This window comes from Kurthia sp. ISK08, assembly GCF_046159805.1.
GTDB classification, from domain to species: Bacteria; Bacillota; Bacilli; order Bacillales_A; family Planococcaceae; genus Kurthia; species Kurthia gibsonii.
The window spans coordinates 68,357-85,910 of record NZ_JBJXHL010000006.1 but is presented as its reverse complement, the minus strand read 5'-3'; the positions used below and the strand labels follow the sequence as shown (position 1 = coordinate 85,910).

Annotated in this window: 13 protein-coding genes and 1 pseudogene; 5 read left to right on the top strand and 9 right to left on the bottom strand. The window is 36.1% G+C overall.

Features of this window, described 5'->3' with window-relative positions; all coding sequences use genetic code 11:
• Positions 1-85: 85 nt before the first annotated feature.
• A complete protein-coding gene (locus ACKVQX_RS11585) occupies positions 86-691 on the top strand; it encodes an alpha/beta hydrolase (RefSeq protein ID WP_285215529.1) in 606 nt (201 codons plus the stop codon).
• Between the two features lie 157 nt (positions 692-848).
• Here ACKVQX_RS11585 and ACKVQX_RS11580 read toward each other — a convergent pair whose 3' ends face one another.
• From ACKVQX_RS11580 to ACKVQX_RS11570, 3 genes are all read right to left on the bottom strand, one after another.
• Positions 849-2,963: an MMPL family transporter gene (locus tag ACKVQX_RS11580; RefSeq protein WP_409136345.1), complete on the bottom strand. Its 2,115-nt coding sequence runs from the start codon at positions 2,961-2,963 to the stop codon at positions 849-851.
• 220 nt (positions 2,964-3,183) lie between these two features.
• Positions 3,184-4,185, bottom strand: coding sequence for an inorganic phosphate transporter (locus tag ACKVQX_RS11575; protein WP_068450457.1), 1,002 nt, complete (start codon positions 4,183-4,185; stop codon positions 3,184-3,186).
• Between the two features lie 11 nt (positions 4,186-4,196).
• Positions 4,197-4,817, bottom strand: a complete 621-nt coding sequence (locus tag ACKVQX_RS11570) for a DUF47 domain-containing protein (RefSeq protein WP_068450458.1) — start codon at positions 4,815-4,817, stop codon at positions 4,197-4,199.
• Positions 4,818-5,180: 363 nt separating this feature from the next.
• Here ACKVQX_RS11570 and fumC point away from each other — a divergent pair, with 363 nt between their 5' ends.
• The gene (fumC, locus tag ACKVQX_RS11565) at positions 5,181-6,560 is read left to right on the top strand and encodes a class II fumarate hydratase (RefSeq protein ID WP_068450459.1); all 1,380 of its coding nucleotides are present in this window, start codon (positions 5,181-5,183) and stop codon (positions 6,558-6,560) included.
• Between the two features lie 94 nt (positions 6,561-6,654).
• Positions 6,655-7,047 (top strand): DUF3139 domain-containing protein, encoded by a 393-nt coding sequence (locus tag ACKVQX_RS11560; RefSeq protein WP_409136344.1) that lies wholly within the window; start codon positions 6,655-6,657, stop codon positions 7,045-7,047.
• 45 nt (positions 7,048-7,092) lie between these two features.
• Here the strand turns inward: ACKVQX_RS11560 and ACKVQX_RS11555 are convergent, their stop codons facing one another.
• A complete protein-coding gene (locus ACKVQX_RS11555; protein WP_409136343.1) occupies positions 7,093-8,049 on the bottom strand; it encodes a TDT family transporter in 957 nt (318 codons plus the stop codon).
• Positions 8,050-8,161: 112 nt separating this feature from the next.
• On the opposite strand from ACKVQX_RS11555, the gene ACKVQX_RS11550 reads away from it, so the two are divergent.
• Positions 8,162-8,980, top strand: a complete 819-nt coding sequence (locus tag ACKVQX_RS11550) for a LysR substrate-binding domain-containing protein (RefSeq protein ID WP_409136342.1) — start codon at positions 8,162-8,164, stop codon at positions 8,978-8,980.
• A 28-nt stretch (positions 8,981-9,008) separates the two neighbouring features.
• Here the strand turns inward: ACKVQX_RS11550 and ACKVQX_RS11545 are convergent, their stop codons facing one another.
• The 5 genes from ACKVQX_RS11545 to nhaC form a co-directional block, all read right to left on the bottom strand.
• Positions 9,009-10,742 (bottom strand): FTR1 family protein, encoded by a 1,734-nt coding sequence (locus tag ACKVQX_RS11545; protein ID WP_409136341.1) that lies wholly within the window; start codon positions 10,740-10,742, stop codon positions 9,009-9,011.
• Positions 10,717-11,985 (bottom strand): iron uptake transporter deferrochelatase/peroxidase subunit, encoded by a 1,269-nt coding sequence (gene efeB, locus ACKVQX_RS11540; protein ID WP_342302951.1) that lies wholly within the window; start codon positions 11,983-11,985, stop codon positions 10,717-10,719. The genes ACKVQX_RS11545 and efeB overlap by 26 nt, the downstream gene beginning before the upstream one ends.
• A 5-nt stretch (positions 11,986-11,990) precedes the next feature.
• A complete protein-coding gene (gene efeO, locus ACKVQX_RS11535; RefSeq protein WP_342302950.1) occupies positions 11,991-12,863 on the bottom strand; it encodes an iron uptake system protein EfeO in 873 nt (290 codons plus the stop codon).
• 252 nt (positions 12,864-13,115) lie between these two features.
• Positions 13,116-14,276, bottom strand: a complete 1,161-nt coding sequence (locus ACKVQX_RS11530) for an SAM-dependent methyltransferase (RefSeq protein ID WP_342302949.1) — start codon at positions 14,274-14,276, stop codon at positions 13,116-13,118.
• Positions 14,277-14,357: 81 nt separating this feature from the next.
• A complete protein-coding gene (gene nhaC / locus ACKVQX_RS11525; RefSeq protein WP_068450478.1) occupies positions 14,358-15,749 on the bottom strand; it encodes a Na+/H+ antiporter NhaC in 1,392 nt (463 codons plus the stop codon).
• 283 nt (positions 15,750-16,032) lie between these two features.
• On the opposite strand from nhaC, the pseudogene putP reads away from it, so the two are divergent.
• Positions 16,033-17,514 (top strand): annotated as a pseudogene (gene putP, locus ACKVQX_RS11520) (sodium/proline symporter PutP).
• The last annotated feature ends 40 nt before the right edge of the window (positions 17,515-17,554 follow it).

The following is a 17,554-nucleotide window of genomic DNA, read 5'->3' as shown; positions in this document are numbered from 1 at the left end:
AAGAAGGAGCGAGTTCATTGACGAACTTGCTCTTTTTTTATATAATTATCTTGAATTCGAGATAATTATGAAGAGGGGGATTTAAATGGAACATGTATTTATAAAAGGCTCAAATGAACAAGCCCCAACATTTTTATTACTGCATGGAACAGGTGGTAATGAAAAAGATTTACTTGGTTTAGGACGAGAGATGAATCCAGAAGCATCATTACTTGGTGTACGAGGCAGCGAAGTAGAGAATGGTATGCCACGCTTTTTTAAACGTCTAGGAATGGGTGTTTTTGATTTAGATAATTTAGAACTACGTACAAAAGAATTAGCAGCATTTATTGATGAAGCAGCGAAAGAGTATGATTTTGATCGTGACAATGTCATTGCGATTGGCTATTCAAATGGGGCGAATATTGCTGCGAACTTATTTTTCCAAGTAGGAAAAGTCGTAAAAGGCGCAATTTTACATCATCCAATGATTCCACGTGAAGATGTGACACTACCAGACCTTACAGGGTTGCGTGTATTCATTACAGCAGGAGAAAACGACCAGATGTGTCCAATTGAGCAATCAACGGGCTTAAAAGACTATTTAGAGGACGCAGGAGCAGATGTAAAAATGTATTGGCATCAATATGGTCATCAATTAACAATGGATGAAGTACAGGCTGCAAAAGAATGGGTAGAGCGTTCTTTTTAAAATGATTCAATAAATAAACGAGCCTGGGACATAAGTGTAAAAAACACATTCCACATGAGCATAAGAAAAACTGGAATCGCGCTGTGGCGCGGTTCCAGTTTTTCGTTGCGAACTCTAAAAAGAGAAGATGACATGTTTTATCCCAGGCTCGTTTTAATTATTTTGCATTTCTTTTATTTTTACGGAATGGTAACCACCAGTTCCAATCACCGAATAGCTTCATTAAACTTGGTACTAGAAGAAGACGGATAATCGTTGCATCAATTGCGATGGCAATCGCAATCGCAACACCAATTTGTTTTACAGGCATGATATCTGTAAATGCGAATGAGCCCGTTAGTACAATCATAATGAGTGCTGCAGATGTGATGATTTTACTTGTTTGCGTTAAACCATCAATTGTAGCTTTCGTGTTACTACTTCCTTTTTCATATTCTTCTTGAATACGAGAGATTAAAAATACTTCATAGTCCATACTCAATCCGAATACAAGACAGAATGTAATGACCGGAATGATTAAAACAATACTACCTGCATCTAATCCAAAGTGACCGTACTGGAAGATATATACGAGTAAACCGAATGCAGCAGTTAGTCCAAAGATATTCATAACAATCGCTTTTAAAGGGATAATAATCGAGCGGAAAGCGATTAAAAGAATAATGAACGTCGTCACGATAATAATGAGACCTGCTTCAACAACATGATCTGAAATTTCATCGAAGATTTCTTGATTATATTTCGGCGCACCGGCTAATTTAAAGTTTGGTTTTGACCAATCGCGCGCCCATTGTTGTGCTTCAGAAGAATCACCCGCCACATTTAATGTAATAGGAATCATTAATTGATCTTTGTGGATAAAAGCATCCTGTGCTTTTTCTAGATTCGTTTTCACCTGTGGGATTTGACTAGCTTGATTCCATTCTTTTACCGTTTTAATATCTGCTGTTGTGAATGCAGTTTTTACATCTTTTACGAGTGAGTCTTTCTCAAGTTTTTTCTGAAGTGAAAGAATCTCTTTACGACCACCATCGTTATCCCAGCCATCTTTACGTTCAACTAAGGCATAAACCATTGATTGGTTATCTAATTTAAACTCTTTATCTAATTTTTCATATGCGACACGTGCATCATATGTTTTCGGTAGTGCATCAATTTGTGGAATTGTTAATTTAATATCCTTAATCGGAATCATCATAAGTACAAGTACTGCAAGTGATGCGATGACAACGAGTACAGGTCGCTTCATAACTGTTGAAGCGAAAGCATGCCAACGTGATGTAGCAGTTGGTTTTACACGAATAATTGTCCACTTGTTTAGACGATCACCTAGTAGTGTTAAAATTGCTGGAGATAATGTCAGAGCTGTAAAAACAGCGAAGAATACAACAACTGAACCACCTAATGCGATATTTTCAAATAGTTCGACGCGAATAACACTAATCGCGGCTAGACCAATCATGACACAAATAGCAGAGAAGATAATGGATTTACCCGCTGTTTGAATCGCGATTTGAACAGCATGCTCGACAGATGTCCGTTGTCTTTCTTCTCGATAACGATTAATGAAGAGTAGCGAGAAGTCAATACTTAAGGCGAGTCCGAGCATCGGAATAATATTTAAAATGTAGACGGATAGCGAAACAGAATCACCGATAATTACCATTGCAAAGAATGTCACGATAATCGTAGAAATCCCGATTAAAATAGGAAGAATCGAAGCGACAACAGAACCGAATGCTAATAGTAGAACAATGACTGCGATTGGTAAACCGATTAATTCTGCTTGCATTAAGTCTTTTTGACTCGCTTCATTCATATCTTTTGAAATGACAGGACCACCTGTATATTCAATATTTTTATCATCTTTTGTGAGATTACGAATATGTTCTACGACAGGACCTAAATCTTGAGAACTTTCATCAAAGTTTAAAACTGCATACGACAGGTTTTTAGAATATTGATCTTTTTCTTTGAGCGGTGAAATGATGGAGTCAATTTCAGGCTCTTCTTTTTTTAATTCATCCAATGTACTTTTAATTTTCTTATCAGATACATCGTTAAAAACAACAAGAATAGAATCGGCAGGTACATCAAAATTTTTGTTTAGTTCTTTCATGACAGCTTGATGCTCAGCATCTACTTTGAAGCCGTCACCCTTTAAATAATCGGGGATTTTGACTGCGAAGAAAGCACTGATGACGATGAAAATCACCCAGAGAGCGACAATGCTTTTCGCATGTTTCGTAATAAATTGTGAGTAGCGAACCATGGTGACACCCTTTCTAACATACTTTGTTTTCAGTTTACAAAATTTCAAAAAGGAATACGAATAAAAGAAATCACTTTTTTACCGTTTTAGAAGATTAAAAGGAATAGATGTATTTTCGAGAATTATTTGGTAAACAGAAAAAGTACGGAACAAAATAAGTCGAGTGCTCGCAATAAAAAAAGAAATCACGCCATCGCGCAATTTCTTTGTGAGTAGACTTTTATAAGAATAGATTGAAAAATAGGAAGATTAATGCACCAAGTGCTGCTGAAATTGGCAGTGTAATAATCCATGTAATGACGATATTTCGCGCCACACCCCATTTAACGCCTTTGACATTTTGCGCTGCACCTACACCCATAATAGAAGATGAGATGACATGTGTTGTCGAAACAGGTAAATGAATTTGTGTTGCACCGAAAATGATTAAAGCAGAAGATAAATCAGCTGCTACGCCGTTTACTGGACGAATCTTCATGATTTTACCACCAACTGTTTTGATGATTTTATAACCACCAATTGATGTACCAAGACCCATCGCAGTTGCTGCAGCAATTCGTACCCACATTGGTACGCCAGCATCTGCTGATAAATAGCCACCAGACATTAAGGCAAGAGCGATAATCCCCATTGATTTTTGTGCATCATTTGTTCCGTGTGAGAAAGACTGAAGTGCAGCAGTCGCAATCTGTACATGACGGAAACGTTTATTTGAGCGATATAAGTTACGATTTTTAAAGATGACCTTGAATAGAGACATCATTAAAAATCCTAAAATAATTGCCATGAATGGTGATAGAATTAACGCCTTAATAATTGTAAGGAAACCTTCAAAATTAATAACGCCCATACCACCAGCGATGACGGCAGCACCTGCAAGTGAGCCAATTAAAGCATGCGATGAACTAGAAGGGATACCGAAGTACCACGTTGCCAAGTTCCAAATAATCGCGGAAATTAATGCTGCTAAAATGATAACGACACCATGATTTAAAGCAAATGGGTCTACAATGTCTTTAGCGATTGCAGTTGCCACACCTGTAAAAGTGATTGCACCGATAAAGTTCATTATAGCAGCCATTGTTACAGCCACTCTAGGCGATAATGCACGCGTAGAAACGGCTGTAGCAATGGCATTTGCAGTATCATGAAAGCCATTGATAAAGTCGAACGTAAGTGCAGCGATGACGACGACGATTGTTAATAGAAATACAGTATCCATTTCGACATCTCCTATGCGTTACGCATGATAATTGTATCCATCGCATTGGCTACGTTTTGGCAGTAGTCAGCTACTTCTTCAAGTTGTTCGTAAATATCTTTGAATTGTGTAATACGAATTGGATCTTTTTCATGTGAGAATAATTGTTTGATTGATGTACGTAATACCTCGTCACATTTACGTTCGTAGTCTTTAATAACAATTGCGTGTTCACGCATGTTTAACAATTTACGATTTAATAAATGTTTCATCGCAGCGACAATTTCATCTGTGCTAAGTGTGATGTACTTTAAGAAATCACGCATATAGTCATCTACTTCTGTTAACGAGAACATCTCAAAGTGTGCAATACATCCTTCAATTCCATCTAAAATATCATCCATACGAACGGCTAACTCTAAAATATCTTCACGTTCGATTGGCGTCATAAATGATTTATTTAACATTTGGATTAACTGATGAATCAGTTTATCACCATCTGTTTCGTATTTTTTTAGTGTAACGCTAAGTTCCTTTAAATCAGCGATGCTTGTGATGCGAAAATCGTCTGCATAGTGTGATGCAGCATTTAGGTTTTCAGCAATTTGATAAAGTGCGGCAAAGAATGGATCTTCTTTTTTTGAGCTGAACATGTAAATCCTCCTAGTTTGAAACAACCATATAAGTTTTTAAACGCAACTATAATAATAACAAATTCAAAACGAATACCGTATAAAAAAAGCAATTAATCTTAATAAAATTTACAATCTTGTAACATACATATTTAGGGAAATACGGCTTATAGATTGATGTGGTGCGTATTCAAGAAACAGTTGTTTATTTAAATAGGAAGAATTTATATAAAAGTAGGCAAAAATCTATAAAGGTTACAAAAAGTAAGTTAAAAACTAGTTCGCGTTCCATTTCGACTTACTTCAAGCAAATGGCAAGATAAAACATCTTAAAAGCGTTATGATAAAAGAGTAGTATAGATTGAAGAAATGGAGATGAACAATATGGAATATCGTATTGAACATGATTCTATGGGAGAAATCAAAGTCCCAGCAAATAGTAAATGGGGCGCTCAAACGCAAAGAAGTACAGAAAATTTCCGCATCGGTTCAGACCGCATGCCAATTACTTTTATACATGCATATGCGATTTTGAAAAAATCAGTCGCAAAAGTTTGTGTTGATTTAGGAACACTTTCAGAAGCGAAAGCTGAAGCTATCACTTTTGCAGCAGATGAAATCATTGCAGGTAAATATGACGACCAATTCCCACTTGTTATTTATCAAACAGGTTCAGGTACACAGACGAACATGAATGTGAATGAAGTCATTGCACATATCGGTAATGAATATCTAGCTGAAAAAGGTGTAGAAGAACGTCTACATCCAAATGATGATGTTAATAAATCTCAATCTTCAAATGACTCTTTCCCAACAGCGATGCATATCGCAACTTCTCTAGCTGTTGAACATAATTTATTACCTGCTTTAGCGCAAATTAAAGCAACACTACAAGCGAAATCAGAAGAATTTATGCACTTAATTAAAATCGGTCGTACACATCTACAAGATGCGACACCTCTTACATTAGGACAAGAAGTAAGTGGTTGGTTGTATATGGTTGAAGCGTCTGAAAAGATGATTCGAGAAGCTGCACAACATATGCGCGAATTAGCGATTGGCGGTACAGCAGTTGGTACGGGATTAAATGCACCAGAAGGATTCGATGAAAAAGTAGTTGCTGAAATTTCAAAACAAACAGGTCTTGATTTTGTTCCTTCTCCAAATAAATTCCATGCACTTACATCACATGATCAAATTACAACGACACATGGTGCGATGAAAGCATTAGCAGCAGACTTAATGAAAATTGCGAATGATGTACGTTGGTTAGCGTCTGGTCCACGTTCAGGTTTTGGTGAAATCTCGATTCCAGAAAATGAACCAGGTTCTTCAATCATGCCAGGTAAAGTCAACCCAACTCAATGTGAAGCTGTCACAATGGTAGCCGTACAAGTAATGGGGAATGATGTAACAATTGGCTTTGCGGCTTCACAAGGTAACTTTGAATTGAATGTCTTTAAGCCAGTGATTTTACACAACTTCATGCAGTCTGTTGAACTATTATCAGATGCAATTCGTAGCTTTAATGAGCATTGTTTAGTAGGGATTACGGCGAATGAAGATAAGCTAGAACATTTCTTAAACAATTCACTAATGCTTGTAACAGCTTTAAACCCTCATATTGGCTATGAAAATGCAGCGAAAATTGCGAAGTTAGCGCACAAAGAAGGCTTAACTTTAAAAGAAGCAGCGATCCAAAGTGGTCTATTAACAGAAGAACAATTCAACGAATGGGTTGTTCCAAGTAAGATGATTAAATAACTAAAAAAGCGTATAGGTGAAAAGCACGATTCTTTTCATCTATGCGTTTCTTTTTATATAAATATGTTATTTTATAGAAAAGGAGGGGATTTATATGAAAAAGTTATTTTATACGTTAGCAATTATAATCGGAATTTGTGTCATTGTTGTACCACTGCTATTTATTTTTGTGTTGAATAATGGCAACCCTTATACAAAATACATAGTAGAAAAACATGTCCCGAATCATTTAGAACAGCAAGGTTACACAGAAAAAGATTTACGTGAACAAGTTTATGTAGAACCAAAAGAAGCTTCACATGACGGTTTTTATCAAGGACAGTATCAAGTAGTTTTTAAAGATGAACCGAATATAACGTACTACTATGGTGTAGCGAAAAAGGGCAAAGAAGTACAACAGTTTTGTGAGAAAGAAATAGTGCAAAATGATGCAACAGAATACATTACAACAACTACAAAACATAGTGAAAGTAACTGTACCAAGTAGTATTTAATAAAAAAAACATCGCGTCTGAAAGCGATGTTTTTTTTATTAAATTTCGACTTCTTTTTTAACCGTCTTTGCAACAGGTGCTTCTTTCTTTTGAATGAATAAGAAAGCAAGGTAGCGTACCAACACAATACCTGTAATAACAATAGCTAGAGCCACTTCTGTATAAGCGACAAATTGGAAGTAAGGCCATTGTAGAACATCATGTGCAAGTGTTGCTGCAATCCCTGTAATCACAAGCGGGAATGTGAATGCTGCAAAGCTTGGATAGAAAGCAAGTTTGAAAATATTGTGTAAGAAATACAATACGACAAAGAATAGAATCTGACTAACAATTAAACTACTAGCTACAATTGCTGTATTCGGCGCATCTGTGATTGCTAAATAGCCGGCTAAACATAATGATGTAGGTGCAGTTAGAATCGTTAGAAGTGGCATAGCAGCTGGTTCATTATAATGTGTTTTAATTAAACGGTAAATCATCATTGGTACGAGTACGACGTAATTAATAATCGCTAGTACGAAAAAGATTTGACCGATTAATAAATTGAATGTTGGTGATGTAAATGTAATAACACCAATACCGATATATGTGATGAACCAACTAGGGTATAAACTTTGTAAAGTTAAGTCATGTTTAATCACAAAATGATAGGTAAAGTGTGCCATAAAGCCAAGATGTAATACAATCGCACCATACCATAAGACATTAGCTAATAAGACAAAACTTTCAAATTGATGAATGTATGCAGCGATACCGAATGTTGCCATTGTGAACGTCGGTGCAACAGCTGCAATCATCGGATTTTTTAATTCTTGTTTAATTGATTGGAAGTCCATTACAACGCGTAGTGTAAGGAATGCAATTAGTAGAATAGCAATCCATACGAAGATATGACCCACTACGTCGAATTGACGTTGTAACATGAAGTTTCCAAGTGATACAATCGCTAAAATTAGACCAGCCATTGGAATCGGAATTTTTTTGATGAATGACATCGAATCATCTCTTTCTTAGTTGATACCTATATTATAAAACGAAATGTATTATAATAAAAATAAATTATTAAAATCATAATTATTATAAAAATTAATAATAGGGGTGGAAAATATGTTTCAGCGTTTTACGATTTTTATGCAGGCATATAAATTACGCAATTTTTCAGAAGTCGCGAATACATTGTTCATTTCGCAACCAACAGTTTCTGTCCAACTGAAAAAGCTTGAAGAAGAACTACATGTTACGCTATTTATTCGACAAGGTCCGAAAGAAGTGATTCCGACAGAAGAAGCAGACTATTTATATCGCCAGTTATTAAATTTGCGTGACGAATGGGATCACGTATTGGAGCAACTACAGCATATTAAAGAGAAGAAGGAAGTATGTGTTATTGCATGTTCTAATACATGTGCGACGAATTATATGCCGCGTATATATCGTGATTTACAAGATGCTTTTCCGAATATTATTTTTGAATTGAAGCAGATGAATTCAGATGATGTCATGAAGCAGATGGAACAACATGAGGCGCATATTGGCTTAATTGAAAAACCGCTTATGCATGAAACATTTCGGCGTTTTCCAATCTTTGAAGATGAGTTAGTGTTAGCAGGGAAAAAGGACGCAACACAATGGTTGATGAGAGAGTCGGAGTCGGGTATTTATTATTACAATCAACGCTTTTTAGAAGAACAAAACGTCCATTTACCGATTTTAAAAGTGAATTCAAATGCCTTAATTGTAGAATTATTAAAGCAGGGAGAAGGTCTCACTATTTTATCGAAAGATTCGCTTGTACCAGGCATTCCATATGATGAACATTATACGTATCATCGTCTTTTTTATTGTGTGACGAGAACACATCCAGCTACGAGCCAAATGAATGATTTAAACGCCTATATAGAACAAAAATATGCATTAAAAAAATGAGATTCAATTAAGAATCTCATTTTTTATATTACTTTTCATTTTTTCGTTTATAGATGATTGTACCAATCACCAGTACGATTAAAATAAGTTGTCCAATGATGGTTTCCCACGTCGGATAGAACCCGATATTCGGATAGACAGGTAAACCTGAAATGATGTTCGTACTCATACGGTCTGTTAATTGAAGTGTATGAATACTTACACCGATAATTTTAAATGCGAGTAAGTAGATTAGTACAGTCGCTACAGCGAAGAAACGGTGTACAGGAATTTTCGCACTCACTTTTAATAAGAAGAATGCGACTACTGCTAGAATTGCGATGGCTACAGCAATACCAAGAGCGAATTGACTTGTGGCCATTTTTGGTGCGATTCCTGCATAGAAAATTAATGTTTCGGCACCTTCTCGGAATACCGATAAGAAACTAATTGCTGCCATGGCGAATACCGATTGTTTCGACATAGCATGGTTCATTTGTTTTGAAATATAAGCGTTCCATGCTTTGACATTTGATTTACTGTGCATCCATACACCGACACCAATCATCATAGCAGCTGCTGCAAGTCCAACATAACCTTCAATCATTTCACGACTTGAGGCAATAGAATCAGAATTGAATAGTGTAGACATTAAGATGGCTGCCACTGCGCTTAACCCCACACCAACGCCAGCTCCAATATAAATCCATTTTGCCATATGTTCTTGATTTGATTTTTTTAAGAATGCAACGAGCGCTAAAATAATTAATAGTGCTTCCAAACCTTCGCGTAGAAGAATTAATGCAGCATCCCACATCGTATAGTTTTGATCACCATCAACTAATTGGATTTGTTGTTTAAAGTCTGTTAATTGTTTTTTTAGTGCATCTGCATCCACCGATGATTTTGTTAGTTTACCAGCAATGATGGGCATATCACTTTCGATTTTTGTGTACAGACCTGCATTTTTTGTACTAATATCACTTTCGACATTTGGCCATACTTTAATGAATTCTGTAATCGTAGCAGAAGCTTTTGAGTATTCTTTTTGGTTTATGTAATCATTTGCTTCATCAATTAAATCAGTTAAGGTTTTAAGTGAATAGCCTTTTTTTACAGCACCAACTTCTTTACCATTCGCAAAGTCTGTTACGTCTTGTTTTAATGTATTAAATGTATTTTGTAGTGAATCAAAGTTTGGATTGTCACCTTCTAATTCTAAGCGAAGTAGCGACATTTGTACTTCAATCTCACCATATGCCGTCATATCAAATTGACGAACTGGTTTTTCATTTTTTGTCCAAAAAGCATTGAATGTTTTATAACCTGTTAAGGCAGTTTCGACATTCTTGGATTGAATCGCACGTTCTAATTGATTTAGAGCAGGTGTCATCGCCATTAATACGTCTTGGCGCTCTGATTTTTCATCTACGGGATTTTCTTCTGTTTCAAGATTTGCAATCCCTGTTGAAAGAGCTGTTAATGCAGCGAGACGTTCTTCTTTATTTTTCGCTTTTTCAGCAGCAGCAAGCGCATTATTTACCTCAGTTGCTGCTTTTGAATCTTTACGATTAGAAGCTTCCCAGTCTTTTTTGAATGTGGCAATGGCTTCTTTTGCTTTTTCATCATTTCCTTGTTTCGAATTCGTGATGGCATCACTAATTGAAATAAATAGATGACTATAGTTATTAGCGGGTTCTGCAAAAGCAGGCTTTGTGTAAGAGCCTGCTAGTAATAAAAAGATTAATAAGATTGAACTAAAGCGTGTTAAAAAGTGCTTCACCGATAAAACTCCCTTTTTTCACACCAGGGAAGCAAGCGAATAGAGCACTGCCTCGATGGGTAATATATTCATTCATTTTATCCATACGACCTAAACTATTTTGAATCTTAATGAACTGATTCGGATCTTTTTGGAACGAAATGAATAATAAGCCTGCATCATGTGTCCCCGTTGAGTCCATAACACCAGAAGCATATGAATAAGAACGACGTAATAAGCGCACATTTGCTTTCTTTGCTAAAAAGACATGTGATGTTTCAGGGACTACATTTTCACCATTTTTATCTTTGCGATCAATTTCCATCGCTTCGAATTCACTTGTTTTACCAAGTGGCGCCCCTGTATCACGATGACGTCCAAATGTTGCTTCTTGTTCATCAAGTGCTGTACGATCCCATGTTTCTAAGTGCATTTGAACTTTACGTGCCACAAGGTATGTACCACCTGTAAGCCATGATTTTGATTCACCTGATTGGATAAATACAACACGATCTGCATCTGCCGCGTCACGTGGGTTTTCTGTACCATCTTTGAATGCAAATAGATTACGTGGTGTTTCAGGTTTGCCATTCTTCATTGGAATGGCATTGAATCCAGCTTGCGACCATTTTAGTGAAACTCGACCTGTTGCGATACGAATTAAGTTACGCACTGCATGGAAGGCTACTTGTGGATCATCTGCACATGCTTGAATGCAAATATCGCCACCAGAATATTCTTCTTGTAACTGATCTTTTGGGAAGTGTGGTAAGTCTTTTAATTCTTTTGGTTTTTGATCACCAAAATCGAATTTTTTAAATAGCGATGGACCTACACCGAATGTCAGTGTTAGGTTCTTCGCATCAAGACCAACCGCTTCACCTGTATCTGCAGGAGGTACCATGATGTTTGTGACATCACCAACTGTTTCGCCATTCATTAGTTTTACAGCAGCAGGTGTCCAATCTTTAAATAATTGGGCTAATTCTGCTTTTGTTTTCACAAGAACAGTTAACGAAGCAAAATAAATATTTGTTTGTGAAGGCGTCATAATACCTGATTGATTTTTTCCATAAAATTTTACTTTATTTTTTACGTTTGTCTTGTCTTCTTCAACTGCATTATTTCTACCAAATGCAGAGAGAATACCACCCATACCTGAAGCACCGATGGCTACACCTGCTGCGCCCACGCCAGTCATTTTTAACATTTGACGACGTGAGATTTTCTTTTCAAACAAATTATCTTTTTTTTCTTCGGTCATTTAAATCACTCCAAGATTGTTCCCATTTGAGCTAATGGCTCGCCAAGTTGATTAACAGCTAGAGAAAGAGCTTGTGTATCTTCTTTTTTCAATTTTGTGTAAGATACAAAACCACCATCTTTTGTTTCATGTTTTGCTAATAAATCGTTTACGTTTTTAAATTGTTTTGTTAGATTTTCAGCAAGTGCAGGGTCTTTATCTTGAATTTTCTTTTCTAAGATTGTAAAGATTTTTTCTGCACCTTCGATATTGGCTTTAAAGTCATATAAGTCAGTATGAGAATAGATTTCTTCTTCACCTGTAATTTTTGATGTTGATACTTCATTTAATAAATCAACCGCACCGTTGACCATTAGTTTTGGTGTTACTTCAACTGTTTCAACACGTGCGCGTAATTCTTTTGAATCGGCTAATAGTTGATCTGCAACTTTTTCATAGCCTTTAGTTGTTTTTTCTACCCATAATGCGCGCTCTAACTTGTGGTAACCAGACCAATCTTCCTCGCCCTTACCTTCATCTTTTACATCAGCTAGACGTGCATCAATACGTGGATCTAAATCGCCAAAGCTTTCAGCAATTGGCTCTGAACGTTCAAAATACATACGAGCTACTGGATAAATTTCTTTTGCTTTTTTCATATCACCAGCTTTTACAGCGTTTACAAAATCTTCAGTAGAAGATGTGAATTTGTCTAATTGATCAATTGCAAATTCTTTGTAAGCAGCAACTTCTTGATCAAGTTGAACTTGCTCTGTTTTAGGTTGCTCAGCTGTTTTAGCTGTTGCATCCTCTTTTTTTGCATCTTCTGTGTTTCCGCATGCTGCTGTTAATACTGTTCCTGCTAAAAGAATAGTAGCTAAAATTGATTTTGATTTCATTATGATCCTTCTTTCGATTCGTTATTTATTACTAACAATGATAATCATTATCAGTTGAAAGTCAATACTTTTTCAATAAATAAAAAGAGAGAAGAATGTTTTAAGAAATTTCTCAAAAAGTGTATCACGAAAAAGTGAAGAATTATAGAAGTTTTTCGAAAATCCTTTCAAAATAAATAAATAGGAAGAAAGCGTGTGTGAAATAGAAAAAACACACCATATTTTCGCTTGGAAAATAGGTGTGCGAGTCGTTTATAAATAATCTTTTAATTCATTTTCTAAGAAAGGTTTTGCATGTAAAAATTGCGTGAAAGCATCGTAACGCGAACGTTGTTCTTCGGTCGGTTTTTTACCTGTTTTATAAGCGCGAATGAGAATATTTTTAGGCGTGTTTTCCATATCGATAAATTCTAGTAATTGCGCTTCATAACCTACAAGTTGAAGAATTTCAGCTCGAATGGAGTCTGTGGCAAGTGCAGCAAAGCGTTCTTTCACTAAACCATGTTGCAACATGATATCGAGTGGAGAAGCGTCGAGTTGTCGGTTCAGCTCATGTTGGCAACAAGGGACACTTAGAATGACGTTTGCATTCCATTTGACCGCGCGCGATAATGCCATATCTGTTGCAACATCACATGCATGAAGCGTAACGACCATATCGACTGCATTCTCATCATTGTAGTCATTAATATCACCAACTAAAAATTCAAGCTGGTCGTATTGAAGATCGCGTGCAATCTCAGCACAATGTTCAATGACTTCTTTTTTAAGGTCGAGACCTGTCACACGTAAGTCGAGTCCTTTCATTTCGTGTAAATAGTGATATAGCGCGAATGTCAGATAGGATTTACCTGAACCGAAATCTAAAATACGAATTGTGCGGTCTTTTGGTAAGTGTTCAAGTGAATCATCGATAAATTCAATAAAGCGATTAATTTGCTTGAACTTATCGTATTTTTGTTTTTTGACTTTGCCATCTTCTGTTTGCACACCAAGTCGTATGAGGAATGGATGTGGGACATCAGGATCTAAAATATATTGTTTTTTACGGTTATGTGATAGGTTCACTTGTTTTGTACTTTGTTGGTTATTCGTTTTAAAAAGAACTTTATTCTTCTTTGATAATTGAATTTGAATCGCTTCTTCTTTGAACTCACCTTGTAGCTGTCTGAAATCTTCAAATAGTTGTTTGACTTTTTCAGCTACTTGGTCTAGTGTCACATTCTCATGTTTTAAAATACGTTCGTATTGATATTCGAATTGAATGTGATAAATTCCTTTGAGTGCAATCGGTTTTAACTTTACGCGCTTTACTTCATTTGATTTTTGACGCGGTTGACTAATCGTTGCAGAAATAAGTTGTTCGGTTGTTAGTAAAGTCGTTACACGCTCTAACATTTCTTGAAATTCCATATAAAAACTCCTTCTACTTTATATGCGTTTAAACTATGGGTAAGTTTAACACATTTTCAATAGAAGGAGTATGACAGTCGATTATGATTCGTCTGACTTTAAATACGTTAATGTTTTGCCTGTAAAACCGAATAGAACGGTTAAAATCGGTGATAATAAGCAGAAGAAAGCGAATGGGAAGTATTCAGTTGTTGGAACAGCTAAAACAGTTGTAATAAAAATACCGCAAACACTCCATGGAACGAGTGGATTTACAACCGTACCAGCATCTTCTACTACACGTGCTAAGTTTTTACTATGAAGTCCTGCTTTTTTAAATTGATCTTGGAATGCTTCACTTGTTAATAAAATTGATAAATATTGTTCACCAATCAATGTATTAATACCGATCGCTGTACCAGCAGCTCCAGCAATTACTGAGCGTGGACGACGTAATAAATGTTCAACTTTTAACAGAATCGCTTGAATAATACCTAGTGTGAAGAGTAATCCACCCATTGATAGCGCAAGTAATACTAAACCGATTGTTGAGAACATACTGACTAAACCACCACGTGTTAGTAAGGAATCAATCTCTTTTAAACCTGTAGTAGATTTGAAGCCATCGTATAGAATAGACATCACTTCAGTAGCTGTATAAGGATGAATAAACAGCCCAATAATAATTGCAACGAATGATGTAATCGCTAATGTTGGAATGGCAGGTACTTTTTTAAATGCCATGATGACAAGTAGTGCGACAGGGATAAAAGCATACCAATGAATTAAATCTGTTTTTAATAATGCTTCTTTGAATTGGTCGATTGCTTCCGTCTGTTTTAATTCTTTCGTTGGCGACAAAATTGCAAACAAAATGGTTGAAATAACAAGGGCTGGAATAGTAGTCCAAGCCATATTTTTAATATGATCAAATAAATCAACTTGCATAATAGAAGATGACAAGTTCGTTGTATCAGATAATGGTGACATCTTATCTCCGAAGAAAGCACCTGAGACAATAGCACCTGCTGTAATCGCTAATGATAAATCCATAGCAGAAGCCATACCGATGAATGCTACACCGACTGTAGCGGTTGTTGTCAGTGAACTACCGACTGCTACACCGACTACACAAGCAATTAAAAAGACAATCGCGAAAAAGAAGTGTGGTGAGATTGTTAAGAAACCGACGTAGATTAATGAAGGAATTGTACCTCCCATCATCAGTGCGCTAATCAAAATTCCGATAAAGAAGAAAATAAAAATAGCGCCTAATCCCGCACGCGCACCGTCCATCATGCCGAGTTCTAAATCTTTAAATGAAATCCGTTTAAATGCACCATAAATAAGTAATAACAAAATGGAAATTAAAATCGGAATATGTGGAAGTGCACCAAATTTAATAATGGATACACTCATAATCGCAATAATTCCTAAAATTAGAAGGAGGGCTTCTAATACAGAAGGAGCGATTTTAGCTTGAATACGAAACATAGTGTGACCTCCTTTAAAAATCTATGTAAATGTGTCATGTTATACTTTTTTGCTTCAACGCATTGAAGTATAAGCTAAATTTTAGCATAGTTCATTAGATAGTCAATATAGAAAAACTGAAATGTTTCTTTAAAATAGTTATTTATACGTTTGAACGAGAAATTTTGTACGTATAATATACATTTTATGTTCCCTATGGTATGATTTTTATACATCACAATAATACCCATTTAATGGTTATTATACAAAGGGAAACCTAATTCTTACATAAGTGGGAAATGATATGACAGATAATACATATCAATTATTGGCGATTATTCTTTATATGGTTGCAATGCTTGCAATTGGCTGGTACTCGTTTAAAAAGACGAGTAACTTAACAGATTATATGTTAGGTGGTCGTTCACTTGGACCTGCTGTAACAGCACTAAGTGCAGGGGCATCTGATATGTCAGGTTGGTTATTAATGGGGTTACCAGGGGCGGTATATGCTTCTGGATTAGTAGAAGGCTAGATTGCAGTAGGTTTAACAGTCGGTGCATATTTGAACTGGTTATTAGTTGCACCACGTCTACGTGTATATACACAAGTATCGAATAACTCGATTACGATTCCGAGTTACTTAGATAACCGTCTAAAAGATTCATCTAAATTATTACGTATTGCTTCAGGACTTATTATTTTAGTATTCTTTACATTTTATGTATCGTCAGGTATGGTATCCGGCGGTGTATTCTTTGAAAGTTCATTCGGTTATAGCTATCATTCAGGTTTATTACTAGTAGCAGGTGTCGTAGTTGCTTATACATTATTCGGTGGATTTTTAGCCGTAAGTTATACAGACTTTATTCAAGGTTTAATTATGTTTTTAGCTCTAGTTACCGTACCAATTGTCGGTGTATTTGTAACAGGAGGCATTGGTGAAACAGTAACATCGATTAAAGAGGTTAATCCAGATTACTTAAACTTCTTTGCGACTGCTACGACAGCAGGTGTCATTTCTTCATTAGCTTGGGGATTAGGTTACTTCGGTCAACCACACATCATCGTGCGCTTTATGGCGATTTCAAGTGTAAAAGAAACAAAGCAAGCGCGTCGCATTGGTATCGGCTGGATGATATTAAGTTTATTCGGTGCGATGACGACAGCATTAGTCGGTATTGCTTACTATCAACAACATGGTTTGACATTGAAAAATCCTGAAACGGTATTTATCGCGTTAGGACAAATTCTATTCCATCCATTTGTAGCAGGTATTATGTTAGCCGCAATTCTAGCTGCGATTATGAGTACGATTGCCTCTCAATTAATCGTTACATCTTCAGCATTAGTTGAAGATATCTACAAAGCAGTATTTAATAAAAGTGCGTCAGATAAGCACTATGTATTTATGGGACGACTAGCTGTATTAGTTGTATCATTATTTGCGTTATGGGGTGCATGGGATCAAGATAATACAATTTTAGAATTAGTTGCATTTGCATGGGCTGGCTTCGGTTCAGCATTCGGTCCAGTCATTCTTTTAACATTATTCTGGAAGAAAATCACACGTTGGGGTGCTCTATCAGGTATGGTTGTCGGAGCAGTTGTTGCTTATGTATGGGGACAAAATAAAGAACTGCATGGAATGCTTTATGAAATCGTACCAGGTTTCTTCTCGGCATTCGTTGTTGTGATTATTGTCAGTCTGATGACATATAAACCAAATCCAGAGATTGAACGTGAATTTGAAGAGACAAAAGAGATATTACGCCGCGATAAATAGGGTATAATCAAACTAACAAACCGTAGTTCCATATTTTAGT

Coding starts and splice junctions, on each gene's coding strand:
- ACKVQX_RS11585 (WP_285215529.1), top strand. CDS start 86: ATGGAACATGTATTTATAAAAGGCTCAAATGAACAAGCCCCAACATTT.
- ACKVQX_RS11580 (WP_409136345.1), bottom strand. CDS start 2,963: ATGGTTCGCTACTCACAATTTATTACGAAACATGCGAAAAGCATTGTC.
- ACKVQX_RS11575 (WP_068450457.1), bottom strand. CDS start 4,185: ATGGATACTGTATTTCTATTAACAATCGTCGTCGTCATCGCTGCACTT.
- ACKVQX_RS11570 (WP_068450458.1), bottom strand. CDS start 4,817: ATGTTCAGCTCAAAAAAAGAAGATCCATTCTTTGCCGCACTTTATCAA.
- fumC (WP_068450459.1), top strand. CDS start 5,181: ATGGAATATCGTATTGAACATGATTCTATGGGAGAAATCAAAGTCCCA.
- ACKVQX_RS11560 (WP_409136344.1), top strand. CDS start 6,655: ATGAAAAAGTTATTTTATACGTTAGCAATTATAATCGGAATTTGTGTC.
- ACKVQX_RS11555 (WP_409136343.1), bottom strand. CDS start 8,049: ATGTCATTCATCAAAAAAATTCCGATTCCAATGGCTGGTCTAATTTTA.
- ACKVQX_RS11550 (WP_409136342.1), top strand. CDS start 8,162: ATGTTTCAGCGTTTTACGATTTTTATGCAGGCATATAAATTACGCAAT.
- efeB (WP_342302951.1), bottom strand. CDS start 11,985: ATGACCGAAGAAAAAAAAGATAATTTGTTTGAAAAGAAAATCTCACGT.
- efeO (WP_342302950.1), bottom strand. CDS start 12,863: ATGAAATCAAAATCAATTTTAGCTACTATTCTTTTAGCAGGAACAGTA.
- ACKVQX_RS11530 (WP_342302949.1), bottom strand. CDS start 14,276: ATGGAATTTCAAGAAATGTTAGAGCGTGTAACGACTTTACTAACAACC.
- nhaC (WP_068450478.1), bottom strand. CDS start 15,749: ATGTTTCGTATTCAAGCTAAAATCGCTCCTTCTGTATTAGAAGCCCTC.